Annotated in this window: 15 protein-coding genes; 5 read left to right on the top strand and 10 right to left on the bottom strand. The window is 67.2% G+C overall.

The genetic code is table 11. The annotated features are described in order from the left end of the window. Positions 1 to 60: 60 nt before the first annotated feature. Positions 61 to 933, top strand: coding sequence for a formyltetrahydrofolate deformylase (gene purU / locus AC5Y7D_RS11895; RefSeq protein ID WP_499924128.1), 873 nt, complete (start codon positions 61 to 63; stop codon positions 931 to 933). Between the two features lie 4 nt (positions 934 to 937). Here the strand turns inward: purU and AC5Y7D_RS11890 are convergent, their stop codons facing one another. Beyond that, positions 938 to 1,999 (bottom strand): NAD-dependent epimerase/dehydratase family protein, encoded by a 1,062-nt coding sequence (locus tag AC5Y7D_RS11890; protein WP_499924127.1) that lies wholly within the window; start codon positions 1,997 to 1,999, stop codon positions 938 to 940. A 183-nt stretch (positions 2,000 to 2,182) separates the two neighbouring features. On the opposite strand from AC5Y7D_RS11890, the gene AC5Y7D_RS11885 reads away from it, so the two are divergent. Continuing rightward, positions 2,183 to 2,368: a hypothetical protein gene (locus tag AC5Y7D_RS11885; RefSeq protein WP_499924126.1), complete on the top strand. Its 186-nt coding sequence runs from the start codon at positions 2,183 to 2,185 to the stop codon at positions 2,366 to 2,368. 25 nt (positions 2,369 to 2,393) lie between these two features. Beyond that, complete coding sequence (locus tag AC5Y7D_RS11880; RefSeq protein WP_499924125.1) at positions 2,394 to 3,347, top strand: metallophosphoesterase; 954 nt, start codon at positions 2,394 to 2,396, stop codon at positions 3,345 to 3,347. On the opposite strand, the gene coaD is transcribed toward AC5Y7D_RS11880, so the two are convergent. The 6 genes from coaD to AC5Y7D_RS11850 all read right to left on the bottom strand — a co-directional run bounded on the left by coaD (position 3,344) and on the right by AC5Y7D_RS11850 (position 10,395). Continuing rightward, positions 3,344 to 3,823 carry a pantetheine-phosphate adenylyltransferase gene (coaD, locus tag AC5Y7D_RS11875; RefSeq protein WP_499924124.1) on the bottom strand — a complete coding sequence of 160 codons (480 nt, stop codon included), beginning with the start codon at positions 3,821 to 3,823 and terminating at the stop codon, positions 3,344 to 3,346. The genes AC5Y7D_RS11880 and coaD overlap by 4 nt on opposite strands. A gap of 23 nt (positions 3,824 to 3,846) precedes the next feature. After that, entirely contained in the window at positions 3,847 to 4,401 is a 555-nt protein-coding gene (gene rsmD / locus AC5Y7D_RS11870) for a 16S rRNA (guanine(966)-N(2))-methyltransferase RsmD (RefSeq protein WP_499924182.1), read from the bottom strand. Next, complete coding sequence (locus AC5Y7D_RS11865; RefSeq protein ID WP_499924122.1) at positions 4,398 to 7,793, bottom strand: pyruvate carboxylase; 3,396 nt, start codon at positions 7,791 to 7,793, stop codon at positions 4,398 to 4,400. The genes rsmD and AC5Y7D_RS11865 overlap by 4 nt, the downstream gene beginning before the upstream one ends. A gap of 13 nt (positions 7,794 to 7,806) precedes the next feature. Continuing rightward, positions 7,807 to 8,430, bottom strand: a complete 624-nt coding sequence (locus AC5Y7D_RS11860; protein ID WP_499924121.1) for a vitamin K epoxide reductase family protein — start codon at positions 8,428 to 8,430, stop codon at positions 7,807 to 7,809. 4 nt (positions 8,431 to 8,434) lie between these two features. Next, positions 8,435 to 9,202, bottom strand: coding sequence for a DsbA family protein (locus tag AC5Y7D_RS11855; protein ID WP_499924120.1), 768 nt, complete (start codon positions 9,200 to 9,202; stop codon positions 8,435 to 8,437). A gap of 74 nt (positions 9,203 to 9,276) precedes the next feature. After that, positions 9,277 to 10,395, bottom strand: a complete 1,119-nt coding sequence (locus tag AC5Y7D_RS11850) for an alpha/beta hydrolase (protein WP_499924119.1) — start codon at positions 10,393 to 10,395, stop codon at positions 9,277 to 9,279. A gap of 314 nt (positions 10,396 to 10,709) precedes the next feature. On the opposite strand from AC5Y7D_RS11850, the gene AC5Y7D_RS11845 reads away from it, so the two are divergent. Then, the gene (locus AC5Y7D_RS11845) at positions 10,710 to 11,558 is read left to right on the top strand and encodes an aldo/keto reductase (protein WP_499924117.1); all 849 of its coding nucleotides are present in this window, start codon (positions 10,710 to 10,712) and stop codon (positions 11,556 to 11,558) included. A gap of 69 nt (positions 11,559 to 11,627) precedes the next feature. Here AC5Y7D_RS11845 and AC5Y7D_RS11840 read toward each other — a convergent pair whose 3' ends face one another. Genes AC5Y7D_RS11840 through AC5Y7D_RS11830 form a run of 3 tightly spaced genes read right to left on the bottom strand, consistent with a single transcriptional unit; the run spans position 11,628 to position 16,203 of the window. Beyond that, positions 11,628 to 12,341 carry an HNH endonuclease family protein gene (locus AC5Y7D_RS11840; RefSeq protein ID WP_499924115.1) on the bottom strand — a complete coding sequence of 238 codons (714 nt, stop codon included), beginning with the start codon at positions 12,339 to 12,341 and terminating at the stop codon, positions 11,628 to 11,630. Next, a complete protein-coding gene (gene recG, locus AC5Y7D_RS11835) occupies positions 12,338 to 14,554 on the bottom strand; it encodes an ATP-dependent DNA helicase RecG (RefSeq protein ID WP_499924113.1) in 2,217 nt (738 codons plus the stop codon). The genes AC5Y7D_RS11840 and recG overlap by 4 nt, the downstream gene beginning before the upstream one ends. Then, positions 14,554 to 16,203, bottom strand: coding sequence for a DAK2 domain-containing protein (locus AC5Y7D_RS11830; RefSeq protein WP_499924111.1), 1,650 nt, complete (start codon positions 16,201 to 16,203; stop codon positions 14,554 to 14,556). Before AC5Y7D_RS11830 ends, recG begins: the two co-directional genes overlap by 1 nt. Positions 16,204 to 16,464: 261 nt before the next feature. Between AC5Y7D_RS11830 and rpmB the strand changes: the two genes are divergently transcribed. Then, positions 16,465 to 16,659 (top strand): 50S ribosomal protein L28, encoded by a 195-nt coding sequence (gene rpmB, locus AC5Y7D_RS11825; protein WP_036354526.1) that lies wholly within the window; start codon positions 16,465 to 16,467, stop codon positions 16,657 to 16,659. Positions 16,660 to 16,825: the final 166 nt, after the last annotated feature.

Below are 16,825 nucleotides of genomic sequence, written 5' to 3'. Positions count from 1 at the left end.
CACGCCTACCTCTGGGCGGCGGTATCCTGGCCTGCGGAAATCGAGGCGAAAGGGACCTGGGTGTCAACACCGAACGAGCCCGCCGACATCGGACGGTTATTGCTTCGCTGCAACGACCGCCGGGGAATCATCGCCGCGGTGAGCACGTTCCTCACCCAGGCCGGGGCCAACATCATCTCGCTGGATCAGCATTCGACGGCGCCCGAGAATGGAACATTCCTGCAGCGCGCCATCTTTCACCTGCCGGGGTTGACCGCCGCGATCGACGGATTGGAACGCGAGTTCGCCGACACGGTAGCCGGCGAGTTCGGAATCGACTACCGGTTCACCGAGGCCGCGCGGCCCAAACGGGTGGCGATCATGGCATCCAAGGACGATCACTGCCTGCTAGATCTGTTGTGGCGCAACCGGCGTGGTGAACTGCAGATGTCAGTCGCCATGGTGATCGCCAACCACCCCGACCTGGCTGAGCGGGTGCGTCCCTTCGGCGTGCCGTTCATCCACATTCCCGCCACCCGGGACACGCGCGCCGAGGCCGAGCAACGCCAACTCCAATTGCTCAGCGGCAATGTCGACCTGGTGGTGCTGGCCCGCTACATGCAGATTCTCACACCGGAGTTCCTGGCAGCCGTCGGCTGTCCGCTGATCAACATCCACCATTCGTTCCTGCCGGCCTTCATCGGTGCGGCGCCGTACAAGCGGGCTCGCGAGCGGGGCGTCAAGCTGGTCGGTGCCACCGCGCACTACGTCACCGAAATCCTCGACGAGGGACCGATCATCGAACAGGACGTGGTACGCGTCAGCCACACCGACACCGTCGACGATCTGGTGCGTGTCGGTGCCGACGTCGAGCGCGCCGTACTGTCCCGCGCAGTGCTCTGGCACTGCCAGGACCGCGTCATCGTGCACGACAACCAGACCATCGTCTTCTGATCAGCTACTCGGCCGTGGCGATGTCCACCGCGGTGCTGCCGAATCGGGCGCCCAGAGCTGACCACACGTCGGCATACTGCCCGGGTGATTTCCGGTACGCCGCTTCCCGTTTGACGAACTGGCGTGCCAGCGGGACGACGAACCTTCTCGGATAACGCTTCCAGCCGGCCTGCGCGCGCATCTCGCCCAGCATGTCGGGCCACGAATGGTGTTGAAACTGCAGCAGCCGCTGGGCCGCGTCCACCTCCATCCACTCCCCGTTGGGGTACCAGCCGTCTTCGCTGTTGGGGTCGCCCGGCCGTCCCGACGGAAACAGGCCGACCATTCCCTGGGCCCCCGCCATGGCCGACGCTATGTCGCCCTGTCGTAGCAGGTGCGACTCGTCGCCGCCGATCAGCAGGACCATGCCGCTGACATCTTGGTGCACCGCTGCCGCGAAAGCCACTGCCACATCACGGGTATCGATGGTATGGACCCGACCGTCCGATGGCAGCGCACTGCTGAAGTACATGATGTCGCGTGTGATCGGCATGGCCCGCGGGTCGACGCTCAGCACGCCGCCCAGCCGCAACACCACCCAGTCCAGATGCGACGAGCGCACGAGTTGCTCGGCTTCGAGTTTGTGTCCCCCGTACAGTTCGCACGGCCGAGCTGGAGTGTCCAGATTGACCAGCTCGGGATGCCGATACGGGTTGCGGGAGCCGTACACCGCGGTGCTGGACGCATGCAGAAAGCGTGGGGGGGTCGGTTGATTCGCGGCGGCATCCACCAAAGCGGCAGTGGCTCCGACATTCAGCTTCCGCGCGAAAGCGGCGTCGCGGTACACCAACGGCGGGATCACCGCCGCCAGGTGGACGATCACATCCGGTGACACCTCCGCGACCAACGCCCGCACCCGAGCCGGATCGGTCAGGTCCGTCCACCGGGTTTGCACGTGCGTCGGTAGTCCGGTGTGGGACTTGCGATGGGCGGTGGCGATCACCCGCCAGCCGTCGGCCGCGAATCGTTTGACAGTCTCGGTGCCCACTAAACCGAAAGCACCGGTGATCAGCACGGTTCCCGACATGGCAGGCCTCGATCCCGTCGAACGTCATCGTGTGCGCAGGACCCTAACTCAATGGCTCGCCGATGCGCCAGACCGCTCGTGACGCCCCAAGAATCCCAGAAGGTTTCGTCAAGAAGCCGCCGGCAGTCTTGCGGCAACGGCAATCCCGCCGCCTCGGAGAACACCACACGAAGTGAGGTCACCATGTCCACCACACGCATCCGCGCTCTCGCCGCCATGTCGCTGCTGGCCTCGGCCATCGGCCTGGCCGCCTTTGGAACCGCGACCGGCACGGCCAACGCCGCCCCGAGCCACCAGCCCGAGTACGGCACCTACACCTGCTACGACTACGCCACGCAGACCTTCTACACCTGCTTCGATCCCAGCTAGCCGGGCGGGGTGCGAAGATCGGGTCGTGCAGGGTTACGACATCATCGGCGACATCCACGGTTGCGCTTCCGCTCTGGAGACGCTGCTGGCCGAGCTCGGCTACCGGCACTGCAACGGCACCCTCCAGCATCCAGAGCGGCAAGCGATCTTCGTCGGCGATCTGGTCGACCGCGGCAGCGAGCAACTGAAGGTCCTGGAAGTCGTGCAGGGCATGGTCGATGGCGGCAGCGCCCGAATTGTGATGGGAAATCACGAATTCAACGCCATCGGCTATGCCACCGAGCATCCGGACGGACGCCACCTGCGGGAGCACAGCGAGAAGAACACCAGGCAACACCAGCAGTTCCTCGATCAGCTCACCGACGACCAGCGGGCTCACTATGTGCAGTGGTTCAAGACACTTCCGCTGTGGCTGGATCTCGGTCACCTCCGCGTGGTACATGCCTGCTGGCACCAGGATTCGGTGAAAAGAGTTGAACGGCTTTTGGGTTCGAACCGGTTCGGCAATGTCGGCCAGATCGTCGACGCCTCCACCGAGGGACACGAACTCTACGAGGCGGTCGAGGTGTTGCTCAAGGGCCCCGAAATCAGCCTCACGGCCCGCGAGCTTCCACCCTTCCGGGACAAGGACGATCACCTGCGCGGTGCGGCAAGGATCCGCTGGTGGGACGACCGCGCCACCACGTTGCGCCAAATCGCCGAAATCGCAGAGAATTCCACGGCCGCAGACGGCACGCCTTATCCCGCGCTGCCGGACATCGAGATCTCTACCCAAGACCTTTCCTACGTCTACACCGAGAAAGTGCCGGTGTTTTACGGCCACTACTGGCGCAAAGGTTCTCCGCAACGCGCGCGGGACTGGACGGCATACAGCGCATGTGTGGACTTCAGCGCGGCAAAGGGCGGAAAGTTGACCGCCTACCGCTGGTCTGGCGAAACCACGATTCGCTCCGAGAACTACTGGCAGGCCAGCGGTTAACGGCGCGCGATCCGGTCGCGAAGTCGCCGGTTCACGGGTCCGGGCAGCAGCTCGGTCACGTCGCCACCCAACATCGCAACTTCTTTCGCCAGCGACGACGAGACGAACGAATACCGCGGAGCGGTCGCGACGAAGAACGTATCAACCCCGGCCACATGCTTGTTCATCTGAGCCATCTGCAGCTCGTACTCGAAATCGGTGCCGGTGCGCAGGCCCTTCACGATCGCGTTCATCCCTTGGGACCGGACGAAGTCGACCACCAATCCCTGGCCGGATGCCACCCGCAGGTTGGGCAGGTGCGTCGTCGACTCCTCGATCATCGCGATCCGCTCGTCGAGTTCAAACATTCCCTTCTTGGCCGGATTGATCAGGATCGCAACCACAACCTCGTCGAACTGAGCCGCGGCGCGTTCGAAGACGTCGATGTGGCCCAACGTGACGGGGTCGAAGGACCCGGGGCATACGGCGCCGCTCATGGTCAACCACGCTATCAGCGGGCTTAACCTCGTTCGGCCAGCTCCAGACGAGTGTCGCCGTAAACCCGCTCCGGCCACACCGACCAGCCGAGCGGCCAGGTCAACGGCGCGCTGGTGACACCACGCTCCACGGCGACCACGGTCCCGTCCCGCACCCAGCCGTGCCCAACCAGCGACTCCAGGACCGCGTTCAGATCAGCGGTCGCCGCGTCGTAGGGCGGGTCGGCCAGCACCAGATCCGCCGGCGAGGACGCGCCGCCCGCCAAGACCGCGGCGACCGCGCCGCGGCGCACCACAGCACCGGGCAATCCCACGGCGGAAACGTTGCGCGCCAACACGGCCGCGGTGCGCGGGTCGGACTCGACGAACAGAGCTGACGCCGCGCCGCGCGACAGCGCCTCCAGGCCCAGAGCGCCCGAACCCGCATAGAGATCGAGCACCGCCAAACCGGTCAGGTCGAGTCGCGCCGCCAAGATGTTGAACAGCGATTCGCGCACCCGATCGGTGGTGGGCCTGGTCCCCCGCGGCGGAACAGTGAGCCGCCGGCCCCTGGCGGTCCCGCCGATGATGCGGGTCAGTTCAGTACCACCAGCAGGTCCCCGCCTTCCACCTGGGCGGTGCTCGACACGGCCACTCGCTGCACGGTGCCCTCGTGCGGCGCGGTGATCGGAGCTTCCATTTTCATCGCCTCGATGGTGGCGATGGTCTGGCCGGCACTGACCTGTTCGCCGTCGGAGACGCTGACGGTGACGACACCGGCGAATGGCGCCGCGACGTGCTTGGGGTTCCCGCGTTCGGCTTTCTCGGCGGCCGGTACCGCGCTGGCGATGCTGCGGTCGCGCACCAGCACCGGCCGCAGTTGGCCGTTGATGATGCACATGACGGTGCGCATCCCGCGTTCGTCGGGCTCGGAGATCGCCTCCAGCCCGATCAGCAGCTCAACGCCGCGCTCCAGCTTCACCCGATGCTCTTCGCCCTGGCGCAGTCCGTAGAAGAACTGGTTGGCCGACAACTGCGATGTGTCGCCGTAAATTTCCCGGTGCTCCTCGAATTCCCTTGTGGGCCCGGGGAACAGCAGCCGGTTGAGAGCGGCCTGCCGTTTGGGCCCGGGTGCTGACAACGCGTTCTCGTCGTCGGCCGTCAGCTGCGGGGCCGGCTTGGTCGGCGCGCGGCCCTGCAGCGCCGCGCTGCGCAGCGGTTCGGGCCACCCGCCCGGCGGATCGCCGAGCTCACCGCGCAGGAAACCCAGCACCGAATCCGGGATGTCGAATCGGCTTGGCTCCGCTGCGAATTCGTCGGCGGTCAGACCCGAACCGACCAGCGCGAGCGCCAGGTCGCCGACCACCTTCGACGACGGGGTCACCTTGATCAACCGGCCCAACACCCGGTCGGCCCCGGCGTAGGCCTCTTCGATCTCCTCGAATCGGTCCCCGAGCCCCAACGCGACCGCCTGCTGCCGCAGGTTGGACAGCTGGCCGCCGGGGATCTCGTGGCGGTAGACCCGCCCGGTTGGACCCGGAAGCCCGGATTCGAACGGCGCGTACACCTTTCGCAGCGCCTCCCAGTACGGCTCCAGCGCGCATACTGCGTCCAGCGACAGGCCGCTGTCGTGAGCGGTGTGGGCGGCAGCGGCCACGATGGAGCTCAACGCGGGCTGACTGGTGGTGCCCGCCATCGGCGCGGCAGCACCGTCGACCGCGTCGGCACCCGCCTGCCAGGCGGCCAGGTAGCTGGCCAGTTGGCCGCCCGGCGTGTCGTGGGTGTGCACGTGCACCGGGATGTCGAAGCGACTGCGCAAGGCACTGATCAGCCTCAGGGCGGCCGGCACCCGCAACAGCCCGGCCATGTCCTTGATGGCCAGCACGTGCGCACCGGCGTCGACGATCCGCTCGGCCAACCCCAGGTAGTAGTCCAGCGTGTACAGCCGCTCCCCCGGGTCGGCCAGATCACCCGTGTAACACATCGCGACTTCGGCTATGGCCGAACCGGTTTCGCGTACCGCGTCGATGGCCGGGCGCATCGAGTCCAGGTTGTTGAGGGCGTCGAAGATCCGGAAGATGTCGATACCGGTGGCCGTCGCCTCCTCGATGAACGCCGACGTCACCACCTCCGGATAGGGCGTGTAGCCGACGGTGTTTCGGCCCCGCAACAGCATCTGCAGGCAGATGTTGGGCATCGCCTCACGCAGTGCGGCCAACCGCTCCCAGGGATCTTCCTTGAGGAATCGCAGGGCCACGTCGTAGGTCGCGCCGCCCCAGCACTCGACGGACAGCAACTGCGGCATCGTCCGCGCCAGATATGGTGCCACCATCAACAACCCGCTGGTGCGCAGCCGGGTGGCCAGCAGCGACTGGTGAGCATCGCGAAAAGTGGTGTCCGTCACCAACACCGCCGGCGACTCCCGCATCCAGCGCGCGAATCCTTCCGGGCCCAACTCGATCAGCCGTTGTTTCGACCCGGGCGGCACAGCGGCGTTGAGGTCGATATCGGGCAGCTTGTCCTGTGGATACACCGTCGACGGCCGGGCGCCGTGTGGCTGATTCACGGTGACGTCAGCCAGGTAGTTCAGGATCTTGGTGCCGCGGTCCGCCGAGCTGCGCGCGGTCAGCAACTGCGGGCGGTCGTCGATGAACGAGGTGGTGACGCGACCGGCCTGGAAATCCGGATCGTCCAGAACCGCTTGCAGGAAAGAGATATTCGTCGACACCCCGCGAATCCGGAACTCCGCCATGGCCCGGCGCGCCCGGTTGACCGCGGTCTGGAAATCCCGGCCCCGGCAGGTCAGCTTGACGAGCATGGAGTCGAAATGTGCGCTGATCTCGGCGCCCAGGTTAGTGCTGCCGTCCAGCCGGATGCCGGCGCCCCCCGGTGTGCGCAATGCGCTGATCCGTCCCGTGTCGGGGCGGAAGCCGTTGGCCGGATCCTCAGTGGTGATGCGGCACTGCAGCGCTGCGCCATGTGGCCGGACCGCGTCCTGCGACAGGCCCAGATCGCCGAGCGTCTCGCCGGCAGCGATGCGCAGTTGGCTGGAGACCAGGTCGACATCGGTGATCTCCTCGGTGACGGTGTGTTCCACCTGAATCCGGGGATTCATCTCGATGAAGACGTAGTCGCCGTTCTCGTCGAGCAGGAACTCCACGGTGCCGGCGCAGCTGTACCCGATATGGCGGGCGAAGGCGACGGCGTCCGCGCACATCCTTTCCCGCAGTTCCGCAGGCAGATTCGGCGCCGGCGCCAGTTCGATGACCTTCTGGTGGCGCCGTTGCACGCTGCAGTCGCGCTCGTAGAGATGGATCACGTTGCCCTGCGTATCGGCCAGGATCTGCACCTCGATGTGGCGCGGGCGGAGCACGGCTTGCTCCAGGTACACCGCCGGATCCCCGAAAGCCGACTCGGCTTCCCGACTCGCGGCCTCGATCGCCTCGGGCAACGCGGCGCTGTCGGCGACGCGGCGCATCCCCCGTCCGCCGCCGCCGGCAATCGCCTTGACGAACAACGGGAATCGCATCGCCTGCGCTTTCTGATCGAGGAAAGCGACCAGTTCGTCGACCGACGACGACGGTGTCGAGGACTCCAGCACCGGCAGCCCGGCTTCCCGCGCCGCGGCGATCGCCCGGGATTTGTTGCCGGTCAGCTCGAGGACTTCGGCGCCCGGGCCGACGAAGGTGATGCCCGCGGCCGCGCACGCCGCGGCGAGATCGGGGTTCTCCGAAAGGAATCCGTAACCCGGGTAGACGGCATCGGCGCCGCAGCGGCGGGCGGTCTCGACGATCTCGTCGACGGAGAGATAGGCGCGCACGGGGTGGCCGACTGCACCGATCTGATAGGACTCGTCGGCCTTCGTCCGGTGCAGCGAGTTGCGATCCTCGTAGGAATAGACGGCGACTGTGCCCACACCCAGTTCGTAGGCGGCGCGGAAAGCGCGAATGGCGATCTCGCCGCGATTGGCCACCAGCACCTTGGTAATCACGCCCGACTCTAACTCAGATGAGGGTCGACCAATAGCTCCAGAAGCGCACCAGAATCAAGAGGAAGACGGCGGTGAACCAGAACGTGACGAGCGACCAGCGCCACCCGAACAGGAACCGCAACGCCGCGCGGTCCGGCAGCGCCGGACGCACCAGGATGTGCGCCACCACCACCAGCATCGTGATGGTGACGGCCCAGACCACCATGCAGTACGGGCACAGCGCCCCGATGCGGTACAGGCTCTGGAAGATCAGCCAGTGCACGAGCACCGCACCGGCTGCCAGGCCGACCGCCAAGCCGATCCAATACCACCGGGGCAGAGGCACTTTCGTTACCGCGAGCACCCCGGTGACCACCACCACGGTGAATCCCGCGATGCCCAGCAGGGGATTGGGGAAGCCGAACACCGATGCCTGTTTGGTCACTATCACAGAGCCGCACGCCACGATCGGGTTGATGTTGCACGTCGGCACGTATGAGGCGTTGCGCAGCAACTCGATCTTTTCCACGGTCAGCGTGATCGAGGAGAGCAGGCCGATCACCCCGCCGATCAGCACCCACCAGGCGCTGAGCACCGGCACCCACACGCCGGTCGGTTTCAGCGCGCCGGCCTCCTCGGTGGCAACGTCGACGGACACGTCGTCAGGTCTTCGCCGCGGCCGCGGCCTCGTCCATGCCGGGGACGTTGCCGACGATCTCTCGGATCTTCGCGACCAGCGCGTCGGGTGTCGTCGGGTCGTACTCGCTTCCGTTGATCCGGACGGTCGGGGTGGCGCGGATGTTGCTGGCCGCCGCCAGGCCGTTGACCTTCGAGATGTACTTACCGCTGTTGATGCACTCCGGAACCTGACCCGCCGCGCCCGCCTCGCGGGCGATCTCGATCAGCCGCGCGTTGTCGGGGAATTTCGTGCCGGTCTCCGCAGGCTGAATGTCCTGGCTGTAGAGCGCGGAATGGAACCGGCGGAACGCCTCGATGGACTCGTCGGCGACGCAGTAGGCCGCCGCGGCCGCACGCGCGGAATAGTTCTGGGTGCGCGGGCTGTCGAGAATCGTCACCATGGAGTAGTCGGCGGCGATGGCCCCGATGTCGATGAGCTTGGACACGGTTGGCCCGAAGCCGCGCTCGAAGTTGCCGCACGCCGGACACAGGAAATCCTCGTAGAAGCCCACCACGGCTTTGGGCTTGCCATTGGGCTGGCCGTTGTCGGTGACCAACTTGCTCGACGTCACCCGAACCGCGCCTTCGCCGCCGGCCGCGGTCTTCTTGTGATGGTTCGTGACGATGTAGAAGACCAGGACGACGGCGAAGATGACCACCACCGCGGTGCCGCCGATCTGGATGAGCCTGCCGAACTTGCCGTCACCGGACTTCAGGTCGAGTCGCGCGGGGCGCTTGGGTTTGTCGGCCACGAGATCCTCACGTTTCGTTCACTACACCCGCTCCTCGGGCGCCTCTAGACTACCGACGGCACTGGTGCGGCCGGTCAGCACCGGCTCAAGTGCGCGCGCAACGCCGAGATGAGCTCGGCCGTCCCCTCCGCGCTCCCGCCTCCCAGCGGAAACAGACTGGCGAAGCCGTGTGTCAGCGAACGCATATAGCGCAGGTCCACGTCGGTACCCGCGGCCCGCAGCGCGGCCGCGTAGTCCTGTCCCTCGTCGCGCAACGGGTCGAATCCCGCGACCGTGATCAGCGCGGGCGCCAGTCCCGACAGCGATTCGGCCAGGGCCGGCGACACCCGCGGGTCTTTCGCGTCGATCCCGGACTTGCGGAGGTACTGCGCCGTGAACCAGTCGATGTCGCGCTTGGTCAGCAGGAAGCCGCGGCCGAACAGGCTCAGCGATCGGGTCCGTGCGGTGAAGTCGGTCCGCGGGTAGATCAGCCACTGCAGCACCGGGGCCGGCCCACCGTTGTCGCGGGCCATCTGGCTGACCACGGCCGCCAGGTTGCCGCCCGCACTGTCGCCGCCGACGGCAACGCGTCCCGGCGTGGCGCCGAGTTCCTCGGCATGTTCGCAGGCCCACTCGAAGGCGGCATAGGCATCCTCGACGGCCGCGGGCGCGCCGTGCTCCGGGGCCAGCCGGTAGTCGATCGACAGCACGTGAATGGCACCGTCGCGGCAGGTCAACCGGCACAGCGCGTCGTGGGTGTCCAGATCGCCGATCACCCAGCCGCCGCCGTGATAGAAGACCAGCAACGGCGCCGGACCCGGTGTGGGCGGGCGGTAATGGCGGGCGCGGATGGGTCCCGCCTTGCCGGGCAGCGAGAGTTCGCGAACGTCGACGTGAATCTGCGGACCCGGCATCGAGTCCATGTTCAGCCGCATCATGGCCCGCGAGGCGGCGGCATCGTCGTTGATGACGAGGCCGTCGATGCCGGCGGCCCGCAGACCGGTGACCATCAACTGCAGCGTCGGGTCCAGGGTGTTGCCGTCGATGATCACCGAACGGCCCCGCGTCAGCAGCCGTTTGGCAGGGTTCGGGATCCACGGAATGACCTTGACGCCCACGGTGGTGACGGTGTTCTGGATGCGCGCCAGCCAACCGGTCGGCCCGTGCGGCGTTGCGGAATGGACGTCTGGCGTGTCTTGCAGACTTTCGGTCATCAGCCGCTCCCTACCCGAACATTTGTCACACGCAACGACGCCAATCAATTCTTGACCCCGCGGTAGCCGCCCTGCGCGCCCGTCGCGCGATCTCCGATGCCGGCCTACCCTGCGACCAACTCTACGACGTGACCGATCAGGCTGATTCAGACGAGGGGGCTTTGCGGCCGTGGCCGGACACCCGCGCCGGTGTTGATTAGGTGGCATATCCAACTTCGGTAATATCGTGTTCCCCGAGTCGGTCACCCCGCTGCGAATGGCGAGCGTCACCGAATGACCGAGAGCATTCACTTCAGACAGGTAGGTGAAATCACGTGACTGGCGAGTCCGGTGCCGCGGCCATCCCCTCGATAGCACTCAACGACGACAACACGATCCCGGTACTCGGTCTCGGCACCGCGGATCTCTCGGACGACGAGACGGAACGCGCGGTGTCGGCCGCACTCGAGATGGGCTGCCGACTCATCGACACCGCGGCCGCTTATGGCAACGAGGCCGCGGTGGGCCGCGCGATCGCCGCGTCGGGCATCCCCCGCGCAGAACTCTTCGTGACCACCAAGCTGGCCACCGAGAACCACGGGTTCCAGGGAGCACAGGACGCCTGCACCGCCAGCCTGGAGCGACTCGGTCTCGACTACATCGACCTGTACCTGATCCACTGGCCGGCCCCGTCGCAGGGCAAGTACGTGGACTCCTGGGGTGGCCTGATCCAGTCCCGCGGTGAAGGACATGCGCGCTCCATCGGGGTGTCCAACTTCACCGCGGAGTACACGGAGATGGTGATCGACCTGACGTTCGTCACGCCGGCGATCAACCAGATCGAACTGCACCCGCTGCTCAATCAGGAGGACGTGCGCAAGGCGAACGCGGGGCACCAGATCGTCACGCAGGCCTACACCCCGCTGGCGCTCGGCCAGTTGGCGGACAACCCGACCGTCACCTCGATCGCGGGCGAGTACGGCAAGACGGCGTCGCAGGTGCTGTTGCGGTGGAATATCCAACTGGGCAACTCGGTGGTGTTCCGCTCGGCCAATGCCGAGCACATCGCCGGCAACCTGGACGTGTTCGACTTCGAGCTGGCCACTGAGCACATGAATGCGCTGAACGGGCTCAACGACGGCACTCGGCTGCGCCCGGATCCGGAGACGTACGCCGGCACGTAGACCGCCGAGAGTTGAACTACGCGACGCCGCGGCGGGGTGTCGCGTCGCGCGATTCACACACTCGAGCCGTCAACCGGCCGGGCAGGTGGCCGCGGCGCGGCGCAGCACCTCGGCGGACGGCTGATCGACCGGCAGCGAGTAGCCGCGCAGCACGGCGATGAACTGCACCGCGTACTGGCACGCGAAGGAGCCGTTGGGCGGCATCCACAACGCCGGGGGCGAATCGCCCTTGTCCTGGTTGGCCTTCCCTTGCACGGCGAGCAGATTGGCCGGATCGTTGGCGAAACGCACCCGCTCGGCGACCGGCCAACCGTTGGCACCCATGTCCCAGGCGTAGGCCAACGGCACCAGGTGGTCGATCTGGACCGACTCACCCACCTTTGCGCCGCGCTGGAAGGCGATGATGGTGCTGGTGTACGGATCGTGCAAGACGCCGGTGGCCACGGCCTCGGGGCAGCGCTTGGTGTACACGTGCGTGACGTCCACCAGATCACGGTTGAGGATGTCGTCGCGGGTGTCGCAGCCGTTGTGGCCGCCTGGGGCGTCGTTGTCGTCGGTCCATGCGTCGCCGAACGCCGACCGCAGATAGTCGTAGCGGTGCAGGCGCTGTGGAACGACGGCGATGCCGACGAACACGTCGACACCGGGAGCCACGGTGGGAACGTCTGCACGGGCGGCGAATTCGTCGGCGTGCCGGGCCGCCGACGATCCCAGCGTCTGGTAGGCGACCACCAGCGCGAGCACCGTGACCGCCACCAGCCACCACCACGTCCGCGGTTTCACGACTTATCCAGGTATTCGATGCGGTCGGTATCGGTGAATGGCGCCGCCATCAGCGCCAAGCCGGGGTCACCGGGGTTCTCCGCGTATGCGGTCAGGCAGTATTCCCGGGCGGCCTCGATGAACTCCAGGTGGTCGGCCAGCGACAGCAGCCGCAGCGTGATCGCCCTGCCGGACTGGTTGCGGCCCAGCACGTCCCCTTCCCTGCGCTCCCTGAGGTCCAGGTCGGCGAGCGCGAATCCGTCCATCGTCGCGGCAACCGCCTTCAATCGTCGACCGGCCTGCGACCCCGCCGAGGTCCAGGTGGCCAGCAGGCACAGGCTCGGGTGCTGTCCGCGACCGATGCGGCCACGCAGCTGGTGCAACTGGCTGATGCCGAACCGGTCGGCATCCAGCACCAGCATCACCGTGGCGTTGGGGACGTCGACGCCCACCTCGATCACGGTGGTGCACACCAGCACATCGACCTGGCCGGCCCGGAAAGCCGCCATCGCTGCGTCCTTTTCGTCGGCGGGCAACCGGCCGTGCATGAGACCCAGACGCAGGCCGGCCAACTCCTTTGCCTTCAGCCGCGCGAACGTGCCCTCGGCAGTGGCCGACGGCCGGGCACCCTCTTTGGCGTCGGCCTCGCTCTCGTCGATCCGGGGTGTGACCACGTAGGCCTGGCGACCGGCCGCCACCTCCTCCCGGATGCGATGCCAGGCGCGTTCGAGCCACGCCGGCTTGTCGTTGACAAAGATCACGTTGCTGGTGATCGGCTGACGCCCCCGCGGCAGTTCACGCAGGGTGGACGTTTCCAGATCGCCGTACACGGTGAGGGCGACCGTGCGCGGTATCGGGGTCGCGGTCATCACCAGCAGATGCGGGGTGATTCCGGCAGGACCCTTGGCGCGCAATTGATCTCGCTGCTCGACCCCGAACCGGTGCTGTTCGTCGACCACCACCAGGCCCAGCTTGTGGAACTCGACGGCCTCTTGCAACAGTGCGTGGGTGCCGATGACGATGCCGACCTCGCCGCCGCCGATCGCGGCCCGAACCTTCTTCTTCTGCGCGGCCGTCATCGACCCGGTGAGCAGCGCCACCCGGGTGGCCTTGTCCTCGCCGCCGAGCTGACCTGCCATCGCCAGCGGGCCCAGCACATTATTGATCGACGAAAGATGCTGCGCGGCAAGCACTTCGGTCGGCGCGAGCAATGCGCACTGATAACCCGCATCGACCATCTGCAGCATCGCCAGCACCGCGACGATCGTCTTGCCCGACCCGACCTCGCCCTGTAGCAGGCGGTTCATCGGGCGCGTCGCGGCGAGGTCGCCGGAGATCACCGCCAGAACCTCGCGCTGGCCCGCCGTCAGCTCGAAAGGCAACCGCCGCAACATCTCGGCGGCCAGGCCGTCGGGCCGGGAAGGCGCCGCCGGTCCCGAATCGGACAACTCGCCGTGCCTGCGGTCCACCAGCGCCCACTGCAGACCAACGGCCTCGTCGAAGGTCAGGCGGCGGCGGGCCTGCTCCCGCAGAGATTCGTCATCGGTGAGGTGTACGGCGCGCAGCGCCTCGTCTTCGGCGATCAGGTTGTGCTTGTCACGCAGGGCCTCGGGCAGCGGATCGGCAACCGGGTCGAGGACCGCGAGGACCTGCAGCACACACGAGTAGATCTCCCAGGTCTGCAGCTTGGCGCTGGCCGGATAGATCGGGTAGTAGGGACGCTCGAATTCGTCCATCGCCACCTCGCCGCGCGACTTCCGCGAGGCGTCGGCGATGCTTCGCAGCGAGGCGCTGCCGGCGTTCTTCCCGTCGGCGGAATCCAGGACGAGAAACGCCGGGTGGGTGAGCTGCATCGCCTTCTGGAAGTACTCGACTTCCCCGGACAGCATGACCTTGGTGCCCTTGGTGAGGGTCTTCATGATGTAGTCCGCGTTGAAGAAGGTGGCGGTCACCTTTCCGGGGCCGGATCCGACGGTGATCCGCAGGAACTTCCTCCTGGGTGTCTTCTTCATCGGCGCCGACTTCGTCTCTGTGATGACGTCGACGATGGTGATGTGGTCGCCTTCCTCGGGCCGCTCGTCCTCGACGCCGCTCCTCCCGGTGCGCGCGACATAGGTTCGGGGATAGTGGCGCAGCAGGTCACCGACGGTCTTGATGCCGAACACCTCGTCCAGCGGGTCGGCGGACTTCGCCCCGATGACCAGGTCGAGCCGATCGCCCAACCCGACGCCCACTACTCCACCCCGATCAGCAGCACGTCGCCGCGGTGCCCGGTGCGGTACATCACCAGCTCACTGCCCGGATGGCGGTCGTGCATGTGTCGCTCGAGGACTTCGCCCAGCGCCGCGACGTCGGCGTCGGTCACATCGTCGCCCGTCAGCACCGTCACCAGGTCGCCGCCGGACGCCAACAGCAGATCCAGTAGGCCGATGGCCGCGGCCGCCACGTCGTCGGCCACGATCAGCACCTCGTCGCCGGCGATGCCCAGCCCGTCGCCCGGCTTGCAGGTGCCCGCCCAGGTGAGCGCGTTCTCGGTGGCGATCCGCACCGATCCGTGCCGAGCGGCGCCGGCGGCGCGAGCCATGGAGTAGCCGTCGTCGACCGCCTGGCGACCCGGGTCGTGGACGGCCAGCGCAGCCAACCCCTGCACCATCGATCCGGTCGGTACCGGAACGACGTCGACGCCCCAGCCGTTCGCGGCAGTGCAGCCCGCCACCAATTCCTCGGCCGCCACGTATCCATTGGGCAGCACCATCACCTGGGCCGCGCCGGTGTCCACGACGGCGCGAACCAGCTGGTGGGCGGTGATGTCGGCGCCCGGATCCGGCCGCAGCACGCTGGCACCTTCGGCGGCGAACAACTCGTCGGCGCCGTCACCGTCGACGACGGCCAGTACCGCGCGATCCCGGGTCCAGCTGCCCGCCGGCAGGCCGGTGGCACCGGAGCTGAGCGCCGAGACCACGATCCGGCTCAACTGTCCCGCTGCCATACCGGCCTCGATGGCCGCGCCGGCGTCGTCGGTGTGGACGTGCACCGAACAGCTTTCCGGCCCGGCCGCCGCGATCGCCACCGAATCACCCAGTTCGCCGAGCCGTTCGCGCAGCTTGTCCGCCGCGGCCGCACCGCACCCGGCCAGCAGGTACATCACCTCGAATTCAGGGGCCGGGCGCCGGGCAACGCTATCGGCGGGGTGCGACTGCGGCGACGGCACGTAGATCGACCGCACGGGCGCGTTGCTGGTGATGGTCGAACGCAGCGAGTCCAGCATGACCAGGAGCCCACGTCCCCCGGCATCCACCACACCGGCGTCGGCGAGCACATCGAGCTGCTCGGTGGTCTTCTCCAGGGCTACCACCGCCGCGTCACCGGCATCGACGACGGCCCGCGATAGCGTGTCACCGGCCGCCGCGGACTGTTCGACGGCGACGGCTGCCGCCCGCAGCACCGAGACGATGGTGCCCGGCACCTCTTCGCCGCCCATCGAAGCCACGACGAGTTCGACGCCGCGCCACAGGGCCGCAGCGAGAGTCGCCGCGTCGATGGCGGGCGGGACGCCGCCGGTTTCGTCGGCCGCGTTCGCGGTGACCTCGGCGATGCCCAGCAGAATCTGGGACAGGATCACCCCGGAATTGCCACGCGCGCCGGTCACGGCACCTGCCGACAGGGCGGCGGCCACGGCGGCCACATCGCCCTGCCGCACACCCTCCACCTCGGCCAGCGCTGAACGCATCGTGAACAGCATGTTTGCGCCCGTGTCGGAATCGGCCACCGGGAACACGTTGAGCCGGTTGATCTCGTCGATGTGGGTGATCAGGTCGCTGACGACGGTGTGCGCCCAATCCCGCAGGGCCGGGCCGTCCAACCGGCGATCCGACGTGACCAACCCGACCCCACCTCCTTTTGCAGGCTCTCGCAGACTCTTGCGGGCTCTCCCAGGCTTCTGCAGGCCCCCGGTGCGCGCCAGCGTAACCGTGCAAGAGCCTAGTCAGCGGGGGCGACAGGTGCCGGGAGGCGTTTTGGTGGTTGCCGACCGCAGTCGGTATCCTGGGATTCCCCTGGGCTAACCTGGGCTATTCCGGCTCAGTCCGGCCGACCCGCTCGCGGAGTCGCCGGGCCCCAGCAACAGACTTGAGGAGTTTGAACCATGGCCGCTGTGTGCGATATCTGCGGGAAAGGCCCCGGCTTCGGTAAGTCGGTGTCGCACTCCCACCGCCGCACCAGCCGCCGGTGGAACCCCAACGTTCAGACCGTGCACGCCGTGACCCGTCCCGGCGGCAACAAGCAGCGTCTCAATGTCTGCACGTCGTGCATCAAGGCCGGCAAGGTCACCCGCGGCTAGATAGCCCGGCGCGCGGCGCAGGCGCGGGCTTGTCGAGCCTGCAAATCTGCCGCGAAAGTGCGAGTAGAGCCCACCAAAAACGCAGGCTCGATGAAACGCGGGTCGCCGTGTACCGCCGGCTCGGCGTGCAAGTAACGTCACCAACCGTCTGGCGTCAACAATGGAG

The sequence above is a fragment of the Mycobacterium sp. NGS49 genome, from assembly GCF_059812565.1.
Note: the sequence above shows the minus strand (reverse complement) of the source record. Positions and strands in the feature narration are given on the sequence as shown.

What these genes read in the sequence shown, in the direction of transcription:
- AC5Y7D_RS11890 (WP_499924127.1), bottom strand. Translation starts at nt 1,999, where the DNA reads ATGTCGGGAACCGTGCTGATCACCGGTGCTTTCGGTTTAGTGGGCACC.
- AC5Y7D_RS11885 (WP_499924126.1), top strand. Translation starts at nt 2,183, where the DNA reads ATGTCCACCACACGCATCCGCGCTCTCGCCGCCATGTCGCTGCTGGCC.
- coaD (WP_499924124.1), bottom strand. Translation starts at nt 3,823, where the DNA reads ATGAGCGGCGCCGTATGCCCCGGGTCCTTCGACCCCGTCACGTTGGGC.
- AC5Y7D_RS11850 (WP_499924119.1), bottom strand. Translation starts at nt 10,395, where the DNA reads ATGACCGAAAGTCTGCAAGACACGCCAGACGTCCATTCCGCAACGCCG.
- rpmB (WP_036354526.1), top strand. Translation starts at nt 16,465, where the DNA reads ATGGCCGCTGTGTGCGATATCTGCGGGAAAGGCCCCGGCTTCGGTAAG.